Here is a 16,553-nt window from a genome sequence, read left to right on the forward strand (position 1 = left end):
CTCAGCCCCGCAGGCTCGCGATGTCGATCACGAAGCGGTAGCGCACGTCGGCCTTGAGCATGCGTTCGTAGGCCTCGTTGATGCGGTCGATGGCAATCAGCTCGATGTCCGAGGCGATCCCGTGGCGGGCGCAGAACTCGAGCATTTCCTGGGTCTCGCGGATGCCGCCGATCAGCGAGCCGGCCAGGCGCCGGCGCTTGCCGATGAGGGCATAGGCGGCCACCGGCGCGGGCCGCTCGGGAATGCCAAGCAACACCATGGTGCCGTCCAGGCGCAGCAGGCCGAGGTAGGCGTTGTAGTCGTGCTCGGCCGAGACCGTGTCCAGGATCAGGTCGAAGCGCCGCGCCAGCTGCTTGAACGTCGCCGGGTCGCGCGTCGCCGCGAACTCGTGCGCTCCGAGCGCGAACGCATCGGCGCGCTTGGCCTCGGAGCTGCTGAGCACCGTCACCCTGGCGCCCATCGCGCGCGCCAGCTTGACCGCCATGTGGCCGAGCCCGCCCAGCCCGACCACCGCCACCTCGCTGCCCTCGCCCGCGCCGAAATGGCGCAGCGGCGAATAGGTGGTGATGCCCGCGCACAACAGCGGCGCGGCGCGATCCAGCGGCAGCGCGTCGGGGATGCGCAGCACGTAGTCCTCGTGCACGGTGATGCGGGTGGAATAGCCGCCGTAGGTCGGCGCCTGGGTGTCGCGTTCGCGCGAGTTGTAGGTGCCGGTCATGCCCTGGTCGCAGTACTGCTCCTCGCCCGCCCGGCACGGTTCGCACTGCCGGCACGAATCGACGAAGCAGCCCACGCCGACGGCATCGCCGACGCGGAAGCGCGTGACCTCGGCGCCGGCATCGGCCACGCGCCCGACGATCTCGTGCCCGGGCACCATCGGGAAGATGCCGCCGCCCCACTCGTCGCGCGCCTGGTGGATGTCCGAATGGCACACGCCGCAGTAAAGGATGTCGATCAGCACCTCGCGCGGCCGCGGCGCGCGGCGCTCGACGGTGAAGGGCGCCAGCGGTGCGCCGGCGGTGGCGGCGGCATAGGCAGGGCTACGGTGCATGGCGCGTCCTCGCGGGGAAACCGATGATCCGGAGGCGGCAGTCTATCCAGCGCCAACGTCGCTTGCGTTACCCTTGCGCCCCCCAAAACTGCATCGCGCCCCACGGAGTTCCCATGCCGTCCTTCGACATCGTGTCCGAGGTCAACCAGCACGAGCTGACCAATGCGGTCGACCAGGCCAACCGCGAGCTGTCCACCCGCTTCGATTTCAAGGGCGTCGACGCCCGGTTCGCGCTCGAGGAGCAGGTGATCAACCAGTCCGCGCCGAGCGACTTCCAGCTCAAGCAGATGGAGGACATCCTGCGCGCGCGCCTGATCGCGCGCGGCATCGACGTGCGCTGCCTGGAATTCGGCGAAGTGGAAAGCAACCTTGCCGGCGCGCGGCAGAAGATCACGGTCAAGCAGGGCATCGAGCGCGACCTGGCGAAGAAGATCCAGGGCGCGCTCAAGGACGCCAAGCTCAAGGTCGACAGCCAGATCAACGGCGACAAGCTGCGCGTCACCGGCAAGAAGCGCGACGACCTGCAGGAAGCCATCGCCCTGCTGCGCGCCGGCAACTTCGAGCGGCCGCTGCAGTTCGACAACTTCCGCGACTGAGCGCGCCGGCGATCGCCGTGAGCATCCAGCTCGACCACCTGCTGGTTCCGTCGCACGACCGCTGCGCCGCGGCGAAGCAGCTGGCCGAACTCCTTGGCGTGCCCTGGTCGGCAACCGGCGCGGGGCCGTTCTGCCCGGTGTACGTCAACGACGGACTGACGCTGGATTTCGACCAGGCGAGCGCGCCATTCCCGGTCCAGCACTACTGCTTCCGCGTGTCGCCGCAGGAATTCGAGGCGATCCTCGGCCGCATCCGCGCCGCGGGCATCGCCTATCGCAGTACTCCGCACGGCGCGGACGATATGCAGGTGAACACCAATCACGGCGGCAGCATCGTCTACTGGAACGAACCCGCCGGGCACGTCTGGGAGCTGCTGACCGTCAGCTACGCGCGGCAACCGCCGGCATGAGCGACGCACGCGACCCGATCGCCGACACCCGCCGCTGGCTCGAGCGCGCGGTGATCGGACTGAACCTGTGCCCGTTCGCGAAGTCGGTGTACGTCAAGCAGCAGGTGCGCTTCGTCCTGTGCGAGGCGCACGACCCGCAGGCCCTGCTGGCGCTGCTGCGCGATGAGCTGCAATGGCTGCACGACGCCGATCCGCAGCAGACCGATACGACCCTGATCGTGCATCCGCACGTGCTGGCCGATTTCCTCGACTACAACGACTTCCTTGACGCCGCCGACGCCCTGGTCGCGGAACTCGGCCTGGAAGGCGAGCTGCAGGTCGCCAGCTTCCATCCCGACTACCGCTTCGCCGGCACCGGCGAGGACGACATCGGCAACTGCACCAACCGTTCGCCGTGGCCCACCCTGCACCTGCTGCGCGAGGCCAGCGTCGAGCGCGCGGTGGCGGCCTTCCCCGACCCGGATGCGATCGTCGAACGCAACATCGCCACGCTGGAAAAGCTCGGCCATGCCGGATGGCAGCGCCTGATGCAGCCGCACGGTTCGCCGGACCCGCAGGACGGCAGCACCGACGCATAAGCGCGCAAAAGAAAACGGCGGCCCGGAGGCCGCCGTTCTGGTTGCATCACGCGGGTCGCTCAGAACCCGGCGGTGAAGTTCACGCCGGCGCCCCAGTCCGCGCTGCCGTCGGACAGGCCCTTGGTCGCGTACACCTGCATCTTGCTCGCGTCGGAGGTCGGGAAGCTGTAGAAGCCGGTGACTTCGCTGCGATCGTCCGCTGCTTCCGAGGTCGGCTGGCGGTAGTCGTACATCAGGCCGGCGCTGCTGTTGCCGAGCTTGTGGCTGAAGCCGACGTTGGCATTCCAGACCGAATCGACTTCGATGAAGTCCGAGTCGCCGAGCAGGGTGTAGCCGACGCCGCCGAACAGGGTCGTCGCGTCGCCCACGCTGCGGTACACGTCCACGGCCGCGCCATAGTCGTTGGCGCCGGTGCCCAGGCCCTTGTCCTCGTCGGCGGTGGCGACCTTGACGTTGCCGGTCAGGTCCACGCCCCACTGGCCCTGCAGCGGGATCGCGTAGGTCGCCGCCAGGCGCAGGTCGCCGATGCCGGAAGTGGTGCCCGAGGTCGGCGCGGTCGGATCGCCGCCGCCACCGCCGTTACCGCGGCCGCGACCGTTGGGATTGAGGTTCACCAGGCTGCCCAGGCCCGGGACGACGTTGGCGTCGCCCTGCACGCGCAGCCACGGCAGGCTGGCCTTGAAGGTCCAGTCGCCGGTCGCGTACTTGGCGCTGAAGGGCACCGAAAGGATCTTGGTGGTGGTGTCGCTGCCGTAGTCGCCGGAGCTGTAGTCGACACCGACGCCGAGGCTGAGGCCGTCGTCGGCGTGCGCCATGCCCGCGGCGAGGAACAGGGCGAGAAATACTGCAGAACGCTTCATCGGGGTTTCCTGGTCATGGATCTGTTTTCTGGTTCGACGCGGACGACGACGGGCGCCCTGGGGCGCCCGTCGTGCGAAACCACGCAATGCTTACGGGCGGCCGCCGCGTTCGGGCTTGCTCGGACGTTCCGGACGATCGACCTTCGCCGGACGCTCGACCTTGGCGATGCGCTCGACCTTCTCCGGCTTGCCGGTCACGCGATCCGCCTTGGCCACGTGGTCGGCCTTGTGGTCGGCCGACTTGCCGCGGTTGTCCTGCGCGCCCTTTGCCGTGTCCTTGCCCTTGGCCGACTTGTCGCTGGCCACGGAGGCAGTGCCGTCTTCGGTCGCGCTGTCGGCATCGGCGTAACGGCCGCTCTTGACCTCACCCAGGCTCTTGAAGCCCAGTTCCTTCGCGATCTGGCCCCAGCCCATGCCGTCCGCGCGCATCTGCAGGATGCCGCCGGAGTAGGTGGTGGTCGTGGTGGTGGTGCCATCGGCGTTGGTCACCGTGGTGGTGGTCGCGGTGCCCAGCAGCGCCTCGTCGAAGCTCGCGGCCTTGCCGCCATCGACCAGGGCCTGCGCGAGGCCGAGCGAATGATCGACCTCGCCCCAACCCATCGGGCCGTTGGCATTGGCGATCGGCGTTTCCACGGTCACCGTTTCCATCTTCGGCGTGCCGTCGGGGTTGGTCGCGAGCGTGCCGTCCGGGTTGGTCGCCTGGCGCGTCACCGTCGAGGTCACGGTGAAGTCGCCGCCGGTGCGCAGCGCGGTGATGGCGTCGCCCGCCGCGACTTCGTCGCCGGCGAACAGCGTGCCGGCGTAGGCATCGACGAGGCGATCCTTGGTCACACCGGCATCGGTTTCAGTGGTTTCGGGCGGCGGTGCGTCCTGGGCGAACGCCGGCGTGGCGGCGAACAGCGCAGCGGCCAGCGCGGCAAACAACAAAGTGTTCTTCGCAGTCATTGCTTCTTCCCTCATCGTTGAGTCGAGCCGCTGTTGCGGCGCGGAGGAGATGCTAGGCCGGGGTCGGCCGTTCGCAACGACCGTTCAGGCTCATATTCAGGCCGGATTTCGGAATTGAGCGGCAACGCGTGACGCACGCCCCAGATTGGCGGCCTTCCGGTTCGAATATGCCGCGCGCAAAAGGAGAACGACTTCACGCTCGACCGCGCCGGATGCGTGAAGGTGGTGTGAGCGCAACGCGCTCAGTCGGATGCGAACAGGCGCTCGCGGTCGCGCGCATCCAGCAAGCGCCACTGCCCCGCCGGCAGCTCATCCAGCGCCAACCCGCCGATGCGGCTGCGATGCAACGCCAGCACGTGATTGCCGACCGCGGCGAACATGCGCCGCACCTGGTGGTAGCGGCCTTCAGTGAGCGTGAGGTGCGCGCTGCGCGCATCGATGACCTCCAGCTGCGCCGGAGCCAGCGGCGTGGTTTCCGACTCGAGCTGCAATGTCCCGCTGGCGAAGATCCCGGCCTCGTCGCCGCGCAGGTCGTTCGCAAGCGTCACTTCGTACACCTTGGGCAGGTGGGTTTTCGGCGACACGATGCGATGCAGCAGCGCGCCGTCGTCGGTCATCAGCAGCAGGCCGCTGGTGTCGCGGTCCAGCCGTCCCACCGTGGACAGCAGCGGCGAGCGCAGGCGGAAGCGCGGCGGCAGCAGGTCGTACACGATGCGGCCGGGATCCTTGGTGGAGCAGGTGTAGCCGACCGGCTTGTGCAGCATCAGCAGCACGCCCGCCGGCGGATCGAGCGCCTCGCCATCGATGCGGATGTCGTCGTGCGCGACCTTGTCGTCGGCATACAGCACCTCGCCGTTGGCGTCGGTGACCATGCCGGCGCGGAACATCGCGGCGACGTCCTTGCGGCTGCCATAGCCGAGGTTGGCGAGGAGTTTTACGAGTTTCATGGGGATATCTGCAGACGCTTGTGGTTTGGGTCATGGGCGCGGACGCGACCGCGCCGGTGCGGTGCGGCGGCCTACTTGCGGATCGCCTCGATCACCTTGAAGCCCTGCTCCTGCGCGACCACGCGCACGGCGGAGAAATGCGCGGCCAGCTCGCTTTCGTACGGCAGGTGCCGGTTGGCCACCAGCCACAGGCGGCCGCCCGGGCGCAGCGCCTCGGCGGCGACGGCGATGAAGCGGCGGCCGAGGTCGGGGCGATCGGCGCGGCCCTGGGCATGGAACGGCGGGTTGCTGACGATCACGTCGAAGCGCTTGCCCAGCCCGGTCGTGACATCGTGCCAGTGGTACTGCAGCGCCACGCGTTCGTCCTGCGCCTGCAGGTTGCGGCGCGCGAGGTCCAGCGCGCGGCGTTCGGCCTCGTACAGGTCGAGCGATGCAATGCGCGGGCAACGCACGAGCAGTTCGTGCGAGAGATAGCCGTAGCCCGCGCCCAGGTCCGCCGCGGCGCCGGCGAGATCGGACGGCAGGTGGGCGGCGAGCAGCGCGGACGCGGTGTCGATGCGGTCCCAGGCGAACACGCCGGGGCGACTCACGAAGCGCCCGCCGGCGATCGCCCGCGGCGCGTCGAGCTGCAGCCATTCCGCGCACAACGCCGCGTTGGCGGCGCCATGCAGCGGGGCGGTCCAGAACGCGCGGCACTTGTGCTTGGACAGCTGGCCCAGCGGCCCTGCGAGCCTGGCCAGGTCGGCCTCGCCGGACTTGGCGCCTTCATCGTTGCGCAGGCAGGCGAGCACGCGGCCACCGGGAGCGGTGCGCGAGATGGCGCGTGCGTACAGCGCGCGCGCCTCATCGCGCTGCCGCGGCGGCAACACCAGCACCAGCGGGTGGCGCGTGGTGTCGTCTTCCGCGGCGAGCGCCAGGCCCGAGCGCTGCAGGGCATCGGCTTCCGGCTTGAAGCTCTGCTCGCACACCAGGCCCGGGAAGGCGCGCTGGTGCAACGGCCAGCCATCGCGCGCGCGCAGGAACAGCACGCCGCCTTCGGCCGGCCACGCCAAGGGGCCGTCGAGCAATGGCAGCAGCAGGGTTTCGAGCGCGGAGTCGGGACCGTCGGCGGACACGCGCGGCCTTCAGTGAAATGAACCAGCGCAGATTCTACGTCGCACGAGCCGTTCGCCGCGGCCGCGGCATGCGCGGTCATAACGCGCGGGCAACATGGCGGCGGGCATGATCGGGCTGCCTTCAAGCAGGAGTGCCTCGAATGCGCGCCCTCTTCATCGGCGGCTCCGTCGACAACAGCGAGCTCGACCTCGATACCGACCGCCCACCGCTGCACTACCCCGAGAACACCGGCGGCGGCCAGGCCCGTTACCGCCTGCATCACGTCGGCGTACGCGACGAAGGCGACATTGCCTACGTCGTGTATGCGGCGCCCGACCTCGCCGACGAGGTGGTGAGCAACATCAGCGACGAGCGCAACTATCCGCGCCGCTTCCACGCCACGCCCGCCCTGGTCGCGCGCTGACGCAACGACATCAGCAATGCGAAGGGCGACCGCGTTCGTCGGTTGCCCCTGCTGCGCACACCGGCGAGCACGCGGTGCTCGCCGATTGGATTCGCCGCCACAACCCCTGATCAGCGCGCCGCCGCGTGCATCTTCGAATCCCAGGCTGCACGCGACTGACGTTTCTTGTCTGCATCACGCCTACGGCACCGGCCGCGGGATGCGTTGCTAGACTCGCCGCATCCTTGCCAGAGAGAACTGCGATGCGCGCACACGGTGCAAGGCCGGACCTGGGCTGGATGAGCGGCGCGCTGCTCCTGCTGGCGCTCGGGGCCTGCGGCGGTGGCGGCGGTGGCGGCTCCGGTACGACACCGCCCCCGCCCGCACCACCGCCTCCGCCGCCTCCGCCGGCGACGGACCTGCAATACCTGGCCTCGGGTCCGTCCCCCTTCACGCTCGGCTGCGATGGCGGCGGCAGCACCGGAACGCTGTTCCAGAACGCCGAAGTCGAGCCGTACGTCGCGGTCGATCCCGGCAACCCGGCCAACCTGATCGGGGTGTGGCAGCAGGACCGCTGGTCGAATGGTTCCTCGCGCGGGCTAATGAGCGCCGCTTCCAGCGATGGCGGCCAGACCTGGACGCGCACGCCGCTGCCGGTGTCGCGATGCGGAGGTGGCACCTTCGCCAACGGTGGCGACTACGCGCGCGCCACCGATCCTTGGGTCACGTTCGCCCCGGACGGGACGGCCTACGCCATGGGCCTGGTCACCACCGGCGGTTCGTTCGAGCCCGGATCGGTCAACGCCATGCTGGTGGTGCGCTCGACCGATCGCGGGCATAGCTGGAGCGCGCCGACGACCCTGATCCGCGACGGCGCCGGCTTCTTCAACGACAAGAACACGATCACCGCCGATCCGTTCAGCGCGGCCTTCGTCTATGCGACCTGGGACCGGCTGGTGGCGGGCGATGCCGGCGGCCCGACGTATTTCGCCCGTACCGTCGACGGCGGAGCGACCTGGGAACCCGCGCGCGCCATCTACGACCCGGGTCCGTCCAGCCAGACCCTCGGCAACGTCATCGTGGTCGCGCCCAACGGCATGCTGGTCAATTTGTTCACCCAGATCGACCGTCTCTCGGCTACCACCACTGCCGCGCACATGGATGTCATCCGCTCGTTCGATCGTGGCGCGACCTGGAGCGGCCCGACCCGGGTCGCCGACCTGCTGGCCGTGGGCACGCGCGATCCGCAGAGCAACGTGCCGGTGCGCGACGGCGCCAGCCTGGCGCAGATCGCGGTGGGCCCCAGCGGGCACCTGTTCGTGGTCTGGCAGGACGCGCGCTTCAACAACGGCACCTTCGATTCGATCGCCATTTCGCGTTCGACCGACAACGGCGTGACCTGGTCGGCGCCGACGCGCGTCAGTGCGGTCGGCGCTGCCGCATTCACGCCCTCGGTGCACGTGCGCGCCAACGGCGACGTCGGCGTGAGCTTCTATGACCTGCGCAACAACACCGCGGCGGCCAGCCTGCCGACCGACTATTGGCTGGCCCGCTCGTCGGATGGCGGCGTGACCTGGAGCGAGACGCGCGTGGCGACCTCGTTCGACCTCACGACCGCGCCGCAGGCCAATGGCGCGTATTTCCTCGGCGACTACCAGGCGTTGGCCAGTCGCAGCAACGTGTTCGTTCCGTTCTTCGTCAAGACCACCGGCGACCTCACCAACCGCACCGATGTCTTCGCCGCGCCCGCGGTATCGATCACCGCCGCGGCAAGCCAGCCCAGCGCGATGCAGATGGCCGTATGGCGACGCGCGCGCCGGTCCGAAGTGGCGGCCCGCGCGATTCCGGGCGACTTCCGCATGACCGACTCGCTGCAGCGCGACGTCGGCCTGCAGCTGGAACGCAGCATGCGCTGGCGCGTAGCGCAGTGGGGTGAGCGGACCATGCGCGCGCCCACCGCGCCGCCGTAAGCGTTGTTGCGTGCATGCGCATCGGGCACCGGCGTGGCGACTCGCAACCGTTCGCCGGATTCGGCCCTTGCATTCGAAATGGCGCGTGCGCAAGGGGCGCGCCCTTCGCCATTGCGGCGACGCGTTCTCCGCGAGTTCCATGAAGTCCGTCCTCGACATCGCCCACCCGACTGCGCCACTGCCCTTCCGCCACCGCCCGGACGCGTGCGCGCGGCCGCGTGACCAACGCGGGCATCCGCGCTTCATCCGCAACGGCTGATCTTCGCTCGCGCAGATCGGTCAACCGATCTCCCGAGGCAACGCGAACGTCCTCGGGCCATTCCGGGGGGCGTTTTTCTTCCTGCGGTCGCAAAGCAATCGCCAGGGTCCATCGCGATGGCGCCGGTGCGCATGCACCTGAAGGATCTGAAAGCTCTGCAGAAGGTCTCCGAGAAGATCGACACGCTGACCGTGTTCGGCGCCCTGGACGCATCACCAGGCGACGGGTGCGCTTGAAGCAGTAAAATTCCTTGCGATCGAACGGAATCGATCGCATGTAACCAATTCACGGGAAGGAACCATGAACACGCAATACGAATTTCTCCATGCCGAGGGCAGCGCCACGCCGATCAAGGGCTGGGTGCACGGCGTCCCGCTGGAAGACCAGGCGCGGCAGCAGCTGCGCAACATCGCCACGCTGCCGTTCGTCGGTCCGTGGGTCGCGGTGATGCCCGACGTCCACCTGGGCATCGGCGCGACCGTCGGGTCGGTGGTTCCCACCAGGGGCGCGATCATCCCGGCCGCGGTCGGCGTCGACATCGGCTGCGGCATGGCCGCGGTGCGGACCACGCTGCATGCCAACGACCTGCCCGACGACCTGGCGCAACTGCGCAACTCGATCGAACGCAGCATCCCGGTCGGCAATGGCCCGGGCGGCGAGCACCGGCGCATTCCCGACAGCATCGAGACGAAGCTGGCGCAGTCGGAGCTGATGGCGCGCCTCGCGGTGATCCGCGACAAGCACCCGAAGATCCGCCCGGACAAGGTCGACAAGCAGACCGGCACGCTCGGCGGCGGCAACCACTTCATCGAGATCTGCCTGGACGAGGCCGACCGGGTGTGGGTACTCCTGCACTCGGGCTCGCGCGGCACCGGCAACCTGGTCGGCACCTACTTCATCGAGCTGGCGCGTCGCCAGCTGGAGCAGCGCGTGCTCGGCTTCCACCTGCCGGACAAGGATCTCGCCTTCTTCCTCGAAGGCGAGCCGCTGTTCGGCGACTACGTCGAGGCGGTGTCGTGGGCGCAGGACTACGCCCGGGTCAACCGCGAGGCGATGATGGCGCGGGTGCTGCAGGAGATGCGCCACCGCCTGCCGAAGTTCCAGCTGGAGAAGGAGGCGGTGAACTGCCACCACAACTACGTCCAGCGCGAGGAGCACTTCGGCGAGTCGCTGCTGGTGACCCGCAAGGGCGCGGTCAGCGCGCGCGCAGGCGAGCTCGGCATCATCCCCGGCAGCATGGGCGCGCGCAGCTACATCGTGCGCGGCAAGGGCAACGCGGACAGCTTCCACAGCTGCAGCCACGGCGCCGGCCGGGTGATGAGCCGGACCGCCGCGCGCGCACGGATCACCCTGAAGCAGCACCGCGAGGCCACCGCGCACGTGGAATGCCGCAAGGACGCGGGCGTGATCGACGAGTCGCCGGCCGCCTACAAGGACATCGACGCGGTCATGGCGGCACAGGGCGACCTGGTCGAGATCGTGCACACGCTGCGGCAGGTGGTGTGCATCAAGGGATGAGGGGGCGCGCCGGTGCGCCACTGGTGCATGCGCCGACCATCGCCTGACGGCTGTGCCGCGGGGCCATCCGGAGACGTCGCTCGCGCGCCACTGCGCGCGCCACGTCGAACATGCCAACGCTGCTCCGGCGGCGTTTCTGCTGGCCCTCAACCCAGCCGCGGCAGGCGCACGCAACTCTCCCCCATCGGCACGCCGTCCGGACCGAAGCGCCGCTCGGCGAACACGATCGACTCCGCATCCACCAGCACCACCGTGCTGCAGCGCGTGCCATAACGCTCGCCGCGCACGAACGGTGGCGACAGCCAACGTTCCATGTCCAGGCCTATGCCGGTGTCCGGCAACGCCGCGTCCGGCGCCGGCAGCGTGTCGGCCAGCGCGGCGAACAGCGGCTCCAACGCCGCGGCATCGATCGGGTGCAGCGACAGCGGCGCATCCAGCCAACTGCGCAGCGCGCGCGTGGCGTGGCCGCTCTTGGGCCAGGGCGCATCGAAGGCGCCGTTCGACATCGCATGGATCCCAGGGGCCACCGGGTGGAAGTGCGCCCCGGGATGGTTGGTGGCGAACATCAGGTCCCCGCCATCCCAGGCCAGCAGGTTGTAGCGCCCGTGTTCCGCGGCGATCGGCTCCAGGCCGGCCACGAAAGCGCGCGCATCGGCGGCGCCGCGCACGAAATCCCGCACCAGCGCCCCGCGCGACCGTGGTGCGGTTTCCGGATTGCGCCCAACCCGCACGTTGGTCACCGCGGCGAGCCGCCCGCGCGTGGACGCCTGCAACCAGCTGCCGCCGGCCTGCAGGTCGCGCCCGCCGTAGACCGTGGCCGCGTCCGGGTCGAATCCGGCGGCGGCGGTGGGCCGCGCATGGAACTCGTCGCGGTTGGCGATCAGCGCCAGCGTGTAGCGCGGATGGTGCTGCCAGGCGGCGGCGATCAGGCACATGCGCGCATCATAGGCGCGCGTCGCCGCGGCCGCGTGCCGGCGGTGGCACACTGTGGCCATGACGGTCTATGTCGACGACGCCGTGCATCCCTGGCGTGGCCAGCGCTGGGCGCACCTGATGGCGGACACGCTGCAGGAGCTGCACGCGATGGCCGCGCGCCTGGGGATTCCGCGCCGCGCCTTCCAGAACAAGACCAGCGGTGCGCATTACGACGTCACCGCCGACACCCGCGAGCAGGCGATCGCCTACGGCGCGACGCCGATCTCGCGGCATGCCGACCGCGTGCTGGTGAAAGCGGTGATCGCGCGCGCCAAGGCGCAGGGCAAGGGCGAGGCGCCCTAGGGCACGACGCAGCGGCGGGGCGTGGCCCGCCTACCGTTCCAGCAGGGTGCGCAGCACCGGCAGCGTGGTGACGTCGTCGATGCCCTTGTAGCCGGCGATGGCTTCGCGCACCTGCGACAGCATCGATGGCGTGTCCGCCTGCACCAGCACCAGCATGTCGGTCTCGCCCGCGACGCTGTGGCAGGCCTGCACCTGCGGCAGCGCTTCCAGCTGCGGCATCACGTCGTCGCAGCTGAAGCCGTCGGCGTAGCGCAGCAGCAGCCACGCGCGCAGCGGTTCGCCGCCGCTGCCCAGGCGCACGGTGTACTGGGCGATCACGCCGCTGCCTTCCAGGCGGGCGATCCGCTCCTGCACCGCGCTGCGGGACAGACCCACTGTCTTGGCCAGCTGTACCGTCGACAGGCGCGCGTTGTCCTGCAGCAGCGCGATCAGGCGGCGATCGATGTCGTCGAGTGTCTTCATCGGGCGGATTATGCCGCCGCTGTGCCGGCGCTATCGGCAGATTGCCGGGTTGAGACCGGCGCACGCCCCTCCGCACAGTGTGCGCATCCCTTCCCTGGAGCATCTGCATGCAACTCGACGAGCGCACCGCCCTGATCCCGATCGACGTCCAGCAGGCGTTCGACCACGCACCGTGGCCGCCGCGCAACAATCCCGACATGGAAGCCAACGGCCTGCGCCTGCTGGAGGCGTGGCGCGCCAGTGGGCGGCCACTGATCCACGTCAACCACGCCTCGGTAGTGCCCGGCTCCACGCTGGCGGCGACCCATCCCGGCCACGCCTTCCGCCCCGGCTACGAACCGCACGCCGGCGAACCGCTGGTGACCAAGTCGGTCAACGCCGCCTTCATCGGCACCGACCTCGACCTGCGCCTGCGCCGCCTCGGCGTCACCAGCGTGGTCCTGTTCGGCATCAGCACCGACATGTGCGTGTCGACGACCGCGCGCGTCGCCGCCAACTTCGGCTACCGCACGATCGTGGTCGGCGACGCCTGCTTCTGCTTCGACCAGCCCGCCCTCGACGGCGGCGTGATCCCGGCCGCGCAGATCCATCGCGCGCACCTGGCGACGTTGCACGCGGAGTTCGCCGAGGTGATCGATACCGAGCGGCTGCTCGCCGCGCTGGCACCACCGCGCCTGCAGGCCGCGGGCTGAAGCAGGGCGCCGATTCCGGTCGCATCGGGGGCCGCCTACAATGCGGGCCCCGATGCAAGCCTCGAGCACGACCATGTCCGACACCCCGCCCGATCGCCTTTCCAACGACCCGCGCAGCAAGTTCTACGACGAAGCCCTGCTCGAGCGCGGCATCGGCATCCGCTTCAACGGCGCGGAGCGCCACAACGTCGAGGAATACTGCATCAGCGAGGGCTGGGTGAAGCTGCCGGTGGGCAAGGCGCTCGATCGCCACGGCCAGCCGATGACGATGAAGGTGAAGGGCACCGTCGAGGCGTGGTTCCTGACCGATTCATCCAAGCAGGACTGAGCGCCGCGGCACCTTCACGGTGGGACCGTGACCGCATCCACTGCCCGCGCGCGCCATCGATCCTAGAATTCCCGCCCCGCAATCACGGTGCAGTGGAAAGATCGATGCTGAACGAGGAACAGGCCAAGGACTACATGCACAAGCTGCTGGCGGCGATGGCCAAGGCCGGCGGCTCCGACCTGTTCATCGCGCACGACTTCCCGCCGAGCATGAAGGCGCACGGCGCGATGACGCCGCTGACCCAGCAGAAGCTCACGGGCGAGGTCACCGCCAAACTCGCCACCGCGCTGATGAACGAGAAGCAGCGCGCCGAGTTCGCCACCGAGATGGAATGCAACTTCGCCATCGTCGTGCCCGGCGTGTCGCGATTCCGCGTCAACGTGTTCGTGCAGCAGGGCAACGTCGGCATGGTCCTGCGCACGATCGCCGCGGAGATCCCCAACTTCGAGAAGCTGCGCCTGCCCGAGGTGCTCAAGCAGGTGGTGATGGAGAAACGCGGCCTGGTCCTGCTGGTCGGAGGCACCGGCTCGGGCAAGTCGACCTCGCTCGCGGCCATGGTCGACCACCGCAACCGCACCTCGTCCGGGCACATCATCACCGTGGAGGACCCGGTCGAGTACGCGCACGTGTCGCAGAAGTCGCTGGTCACCCACCGCGAGGTCGGCGTGGACACGCACTCCTGGCACCACGCGCTGAAGAACACCCTGCGCCAGGCGCCGGACGTGATCCTCGTCGGCGAGATCCGCGACGCCGAAACGATGGAGCACGCGATCTCCTTCGCCGAAACCGGCCACCTGTGCCTGAGCACGCTGCACGCCAACAGCGCCAGCCAGACGATGGAGCGCATCATCAACTTCTTCCCGGAAGAGCGCCGCACCCAGCTGCTGATGGACCTGTCGGCCAACCTGCGCGCGATCGTCTCGCAGCGCCTGATCCGCACCGAGGACGGCAAGGGCCGCGTCGCGGCGATCGAGATCCTGCTCAACACCCCGACCATCGCCGAGAAGATCTTCAAGGGCGAGTTCCACGAGCTCAAGGGCGTGATGGAGAAGTCGCGCGAGCTGGGCATGCGCACCTTCGACTGGGCGCTGTTCGAGCTCTACAACGAGGGCCGGATCTCCTACGAGGAAGCGATCCGCAACGCCGACTCGGCCAACGAGCTGCGCCTGAACATCAAGCTGAAGAGCCAGCGCGGCGAACCGGCCGCGGCATCGGCGACGTCGCTGTCGCTGCACCAGGAGCCGTCGCCGGAGGAAGTGGAGGCGCTGCGGCAGGAGGAACTGCGCAAGCAGCAGGCCAAGCGCGACGCGCTCGAACTGGAACGGCTGCAGATGGCCAAGCGCGCGGCCAACGGCTGAGCGCCGTGCCCGCGTCAGCATCGAAGAGGCGGGCCTGGCCCGCCTCTTTCGTTTCCGTCCGCCGGGCTAGGCCTTGAGCTTGTAGCCGGTGCGGAAGATCCACGCGATCAGCGCCAGGCACAGCCCCAGGAACGCCAGGATCGCCGCCGCGCTCACCACGATGTTGACGTCACTGACGCCGTAGAAGCTCCAGCGCATCCCGCTGATCAGGTACACGACCGGGTTGAACAGCGCGAGCTTCTGCCACAGCGGCGGCAGCATGCCGATCGAATAGAACGCGCCGCCGAGGAAGGTCAGCGGGGTCAGGATCAGCAGCGGGATCACCTGCAGTTTCTGGAAGCTGTCCGCCCACACCCCGATGATGAAACCGAACAGGCTGAAGCTCAGCGCCGTCAGCACCAGGAAGCAGCCCATCCAGAACGGGTGCGCGATCTCGTACGGCACGAAGAAGCGCGCGGTGACCAGGATCAGCGTGCCCAGCATCAGCGACTTGGTCGCCGCGGCGCCCACGTAGCCGAGCAGGATCTCGCTGGTCGACACCGGCGCCGACAGCAGCTCGTAGATCGTGCCCGACCACTTCGGCAGGTAGATCCCGAACGAGGCGTTGGACACGCTCTCGTTGAGCAGCGACAGCATCACCAGGCCCGGAATGATGAAGGCGCCGTAGCCGACGCCGTCGACGTCGCCCATGCGCGAGCCGATCGCCGCGCCGAAGACGATGAAGTACAGCGAGGTCGACAGCACCGGCGACAGGATCGACTCCAGCAGGGTGCGGAAGGTGCGCGCCATCTCGAAGCGGTAGATCGCACGGATCGCGTGCACGTTCATGCTCATGCGCGCGCCCCGCCGTTGCCGTGGACGAGGGTGACGAAGATGTCCTCGAGCGAGCTCTCGCTGGAATGCAGGTCCTTGAAGTCGATCCCCTGCTCGTTGAGCCGCCGCATCAGCGTGGCGATTCCGGTCTGCTCGCGCTGGGTGTCGAAGGTGTAGACCAGCGCGTGGCCCTCGTCGGCCAGCTCCAGGCCGAACTCCGCCAGCGCGGCGGGCACCGCGGCCAGCGGTTCCTGCAATTGCAGGGTCAGCTGCTTCTTGCCGAGCTTGCGCATCAGCACGTGCTTGTCCTCAACCACGATCAGCTCGCCGTTGCTGATGACGCCGATGCGGTCGGCCATCTCCTCGGCTTCCTCGATGTAGTGCGTGGTGAGGATGATGGTCACGCCGCTCTCGCGCAGCGCGCGCACCATCTGCCACATGTCGCGGCGCAGCTCGACGTCGACGCCGGCGGTGGGTTCGTCGAGGAACAGGATCTGCGGCTGGTGCGCCAGCGCCTTGGCGATCAGCACGCGCCGCTTCATGCCGCCGGACAGCGTCATGATCTTGCTGTCCTTCTTGTCCCACAGCGACAGGTCGCGCAGCACCTTCTCCAGGTGCGCCGGATCGGGCGCCTTGCCGAACAGGCCGCGGCTGAAGCTCACCGTCGCCCACACCGTCTCGAACGCATCGGTCGACAGCTCCTGCGGCACCAGCCCGATCTTGGCGCGGGCGGCGCGGTACTCGCGCACGATGTCGTGGCCGTCCGCGAGCACGGTGCCGGTGCTGGCGTTGACGATGCCGCAGACGATGCTGATCAGCGTGGTCTTGCCGGCGCCGTTGGGCCCGAGCAGGGCGAAGATCTCGCCGCGACGGATGTCGAGGTCGACGTGCTTGAGCGCGACATGGCCGGACGCATAGGTCTTGCTCACGTCACGGATGGAGACGACGGCATCCACGCGGGGTTCCTGCACCGGGGCGACCGGCAGATCG

At 69.0% G+C, this 16,553-nt stretch carries 18 protein-coding genes and 1 pseudogene; 10 read left to right on the top strand and 9 right to left on the bottom strand.

Features of this window, described 5'->3' with window-relative positions; translation table 11 throughout:
* Position 1 precedes the first annotated feature (1 nt).
* A complete protein-coding gene (locus BP05_RS13100) occupies positions 2 to 1,051 on the bottom strand; it encodes an NAD(P)-dependent alcohol dehydrogenase (RefSeq protein ID WP_496364164.1) in 1,050 nt (349 codons plus the stop codon).
* A gap of 113 nt (positions 1,052 to 1,164) precedes the next feature.
* On the opposite strand from BP05_RS13100, the gene BP05_RS13105 reads away from it, so the two are divergent.
* The 3 genes from BP05_RS13105 to BP05_RS13115 are packed head-to-tail and all read left to right on the top strand — an operon-like array spanning position 1,165 to position 2,635.
* Complete coding sequence (locus tag BP05_RS13105; RefSeq protein ID WP_496364166.1) at positions 1,165 to 1,647, top strand: YajQ family cyclic di-GMP-binding protein; 483 nt, start codon at positions 1,165 to 1,167, stop codon at positions 1,645 to 1,647.
* A gap of 17 nt (positions 1,648 to 1,664) precedes the next feature.
* The gene (locus tag BP05_RS13110; RefSeq protein ID WP_496364168.1) at positions 1,665 to 2,057 is read left to right on the top strand and encodes a VOC family protein; all 393 of its coding nucleotides are present in this window, start codon (positions 1,665 to 1,667) and stop codon (positions 2,055 to 2,057) included.
* Positions 2,054 to 2,635, top strand: a complete 582-nt coding sequence (locus BP05_RS13115) for a DUF1415 domain-containing protein (RefSeq protein ID WP_496364170.1) — start codon at positions 2,054 to 2,056, stop codon at positions 2,633 to 2,635. Before BP05_RS13110 ends, BP05_RS13115 begins: the two co-directional genes overlap by 4 nt.
* A gap of 59 nt (positions 2,636 to 2,694) precedes the next feature.
* On the opposite strand, the gene BP05_RS13120 is transcribed toward BP05_RS13115, so the two are convergent.
* The 4 genes from BP05_RS13120 to BP05_RS13135 all read right to left on the bottom strand — a co-directional run bounded on the left by BP05_RS13120 (position 2,695) and on the right by BP05_RS13135 (position 6,502).
* The gene (locus tag BP05_RS13120) at positions 2,695 to 3,495 is read right to left on the bottom strand and encodes a transporter (RefSeq protein WP_496364172.1); all 801 of its coding nucleotides are present in this window, start codon (positions 3,493 to 3,495) and stop codon (positions 2,695 to 2,697) included.
* Positions 3,496 to 3,585: 90 nt separating this feature from the next.
* Complete coding sequence (locus BP05_RS13125; protein WP_496364174.1) at positions 3,586 to 4,440, bottom strand: hypothetical protein; 855 nt, start codon at positions 4,438 to 4,440, stop codon at positions 3,586 to 3,588.
* A gap of 242 nt (positions 4,441 to 4,682) precedes the next feature.
* Positions 4,683 to 5,387, bottom strand: a complete 705-nt coding sequence (locus BP05_RS13130) for a pseudouridine synthase (protein ID WP_496364176.1) — start codon at positions 5,385 to 5,387, stop codon at positions 4,683 to 4,685.
* 71 nt (positions 5,388 to 5,458) lie between these two features.
* Positions 5,459 to 6,502: a class I SAM-dependent methyltransferase gene (locus BP05_RS13135; protein ID WP_496364178.1), complete on the bottom strand. Its 1,044-nt coding sequence runs from the start codon at positions 6,500 to 6,502 to the stop codon at positions 5,459 to 5,461.
* A 140-nt stretch (positions 6,503 to 6,642) separates the two neighbouring features.
* Between BP05_RS13135 and BP05_RS13140 the strand changes: the two genes are divergently transcribed.
* From BP05_RS13140 to BP05_RS13150, 3 genes are all read left to right on the top strand, one after another.
* Entirely contained in the window at positions 6,643 to 6,906 is a 264-nt protein-coding gene (locus BP05_RS13140) for a hypothetical protein (RefSeq protein ID WP_496364180.1), read from the top strand.
* A 242-nt stretch (positions 6,907 to 7,148) separates the two neighbouring features.
* Entirely contained in the window at positions 7,149 to 8,855 is a 1,707-nt protein-coding gene (locus BP05_RS13145; protein WP_496364182.1) for a sialidase family protein, read from the top strand.
* Positions 8,856 to 9,414: 559 nt separating this feature from the next.
* Complete coding sequence (locus tag BP05_RS13150) at positions 9,415 to 10,632, top strand: RtcB family protein (protein WP_496364184.1); 1,218 nt, start codon at positions 9,415 to 9,417, stop codon at positions 10,630 to 10,632.
* Positions 10,633 to 10,778: 146 nt separating this feature from the next.
* Here the strand turns inward: BP05_RS13150 and BP05_RS13155 are convergent, their stop codons facing one another.
* Positions 10,779 to 11,567, bottom strand: a complete 789-nt coding sequence (locus BP05_RS13155) for an NRDE family protein (protein ID WP_496364186.1) — start codon at positions 11,565 to 11,567, stop codon at positions 10,779 to 10,781.
* A gap of 58 nt (positions 11,568 to 11,625) precedes the next feature.
* Between BP05_RS13155 and BP05_RS13160 the strand changes: the two genes are divergently transcribed.
* The gene (locus tag BP05_RS13160) at positions 11,626 to 11,910 is read left to right on the top strand and encodes a DUF4031 domain-containing protein (RefSeq protein WP_496364188.1); all 285 of its coding nucleotides are present in this window, start codon (positions 11,626 to 11,628) and stop codon (positions 11,908 to 11,910) included.
* 30 nt (positions 11,911 to 11,940) lie between these two features.
* Here BP05_RS13160 and BP05_RS13165 read toward each other — a convergent pair whose 3' ends face one another.
* Complete coding sequence (locus tag BP05_RS13165; RefSeq protein WP_496364190.1) at positions 11,941 to 12,372, bottom strand: Lrp/AsnC family transcriptional regulator; 432 nt, start codon at positions 12,370 to 12,372, stop codon at positions 11,941 to 11,943.
* 107 nt (positions 12,373 to 12,479) lie between these two features.
* Here BP05_RS13165 and BP05_RS13170 point away from each other — a divergent pair, with 107 nt between their 5' ends.
* The 3 genes and pseudogenes from BP05_RS13170 to BP05_RS13180 form a co-directional block, all read left to right on the top strand.
* On the top strand, positions 12,480 to 13,064 hold the full coding sequence (locus tag BP05_RS13170) for a cysteine hydrolase family protein (protein ID WP_496364192.1): 585 nt from the start codon (positions 12,480 to 12,482) through the stop codon (positions 13,062 to 13,064).
* Positions 13,065 to 13,137: 73 nt separating this feature from the next.
* Entirely contained in the window at positions 13,138 to 13,392 is a 255-nt protein-coding gene (locus BP05_RS13175; protein WP_496364194.1) for a DUF3297 family protein, read from the top strand.
* Positions 13,393 to 13,496: 104 nt separating this feature from the next.
* A pseudogene (locus BP05_RS13180) lies at positions 13,497 to 14,606 on the top strand (PilT/PilU family type 4a pilus ATPase); the annotation flags it as partial.
* Positions 14,607 to 14,816: 210 nt separating this feature from the next.
* Here the strand turns inward: BP05_RS13180 and BP05_RS13185 are convergent.
* Positions 14,817 to 15,578 (bottom strand): ABC transporter permease, encoded by a 762-nt coding sequence (locus tag BP05_RS13185; protein WP_496364450.1) that lies wholly within the window; start codon positions 15,576 to 15,578, stop codon positions 14,817 to 14,819.
* A 2-nt stretch (positions 15,579 to 15,580) separates the two neighbouring features.
* Entirely contained in the window at positions 15,581 to 16,519 is a 939-nt protein-coding gene (locus BP05_RS13190) for an ABC transporter ATP-binding protein (protein WP_496364452.1), read from the bottom strand.
* Positions 16,520 to 16,553 lie beyond the last annotated feature (34 nt).

It is taken from the genome of Lysobacter oryzae DSM 21044, from assembly GCF_059568595.1.

Excerpts from the sequence above, each read along its gene's own strand:
- BP05_RS13100 (WP_496364164.1), bottom strand. The coding sequence starts at position 1,051 with ATGCACCGTAGCCCTGCCTATGCCGCCGCCACCGCCGGCGCACCGCTG.
- BP05_RS13105 (WP_496364166.1), top strand. The coding sequence starts at position 1,165 with ATGCCGTCCTTCGACATCGTGTCCGAGGTCAACCAGCACGAGCTGACC.
- BP05_RS13115 (WP_496364170.1), top strand. The coding sequence starts at position 2,054 with ATGAGCGACGCACGCGACCCGATCGCCGACACCCGCCGCTGGCTCGAG.
- BP05_RS13120 (WP_496364172.1), bottom strand. The coding sequence starts at position 3,495 with ATGAAGCGTTCTGCAGTATTTCTCGCCCTGTTCCTCGCCGCGGGCATG.
- BP05_RS13125 (WP_496364174.1), bottom strand. The coding sequence starts at position 4,440 with ATGACTGCGAAGAACACTTTGTTGTTTGCCGCGCTGGCCGCTGCGCTG.
- BP05_RS13130 (WP_496364176.1), bottom strand. The coding sequence starts at position 5,387 with ATGAAACTCGTAAAACTCCTCGCCAACCTCGGCTATGGCAGCCGCAAG.
- BP05_RS13140 (WP_496364180.1), top strand. The coding sequence starts at position 6,643 with ATGCGCGCCCTCTTCATCGGCGGCTCCGTCGACAACAGCGAGCTCGAC.
- BP05_RS13145 (WP_496364182.1), top strand. The coding sequence starts at position 7,149 with ATGCGCGCACACGGTGCAAGGCCGGACCTGGGCTGGATGAGCGGCGCG.
- BP05_RS13150 (WP_496364184.1), top strand. The coding sequence starts at position 9,415 with ATGAACACGCAATACGAATTTCTCCATGCCGAGGGCAGCGCCACGCCG.
- BP05_RS13155 (WP_496364186.1), bottom strand. The coding sequence starts at position 11,567 with ATGTGCCTGATCGCCGCCGCCTGGCAGCACCATCCGCGCTACACGCTG.
- BP05_RS13160 (WP_496364188.1), top strand. The coding sequence starts at position 11,626 with ATGACGGTCTATGTCGACGACGCCGTGCATCCCTGGCGTGGCCAGCGC.
- BP05_RS13165 (WP_496364190.1), bottom strand. The coding sequence starts at position 12,372 with ATGAAGACACTCGACGACATCGATCGCCGCCTGATCGCGCTGCTGCAG.
- BP05_RS13170 (WP_496364192.1), top strand. The coding sequence starts at position 12,480 with ATGCAACTCGACGAGCGCACCGCCCTGATCCCGATCGACGTCCAGCAG.
- BP05_RS13175 (WP_496364194.1), top strand. The coding sequence starts at position 13,138 with ATGTCCGACACCCCGCCCGATCGCCTTTCCAACGACCCGCGCAGCAAG.
- BP05_RS13185 (WP_496364450.1), bottom strand. The coding sequence starts at position 15,578 with ATGAACGTGCACGCGATCCGTGCGATCTACCGCTTCGAGATGGCGCGC.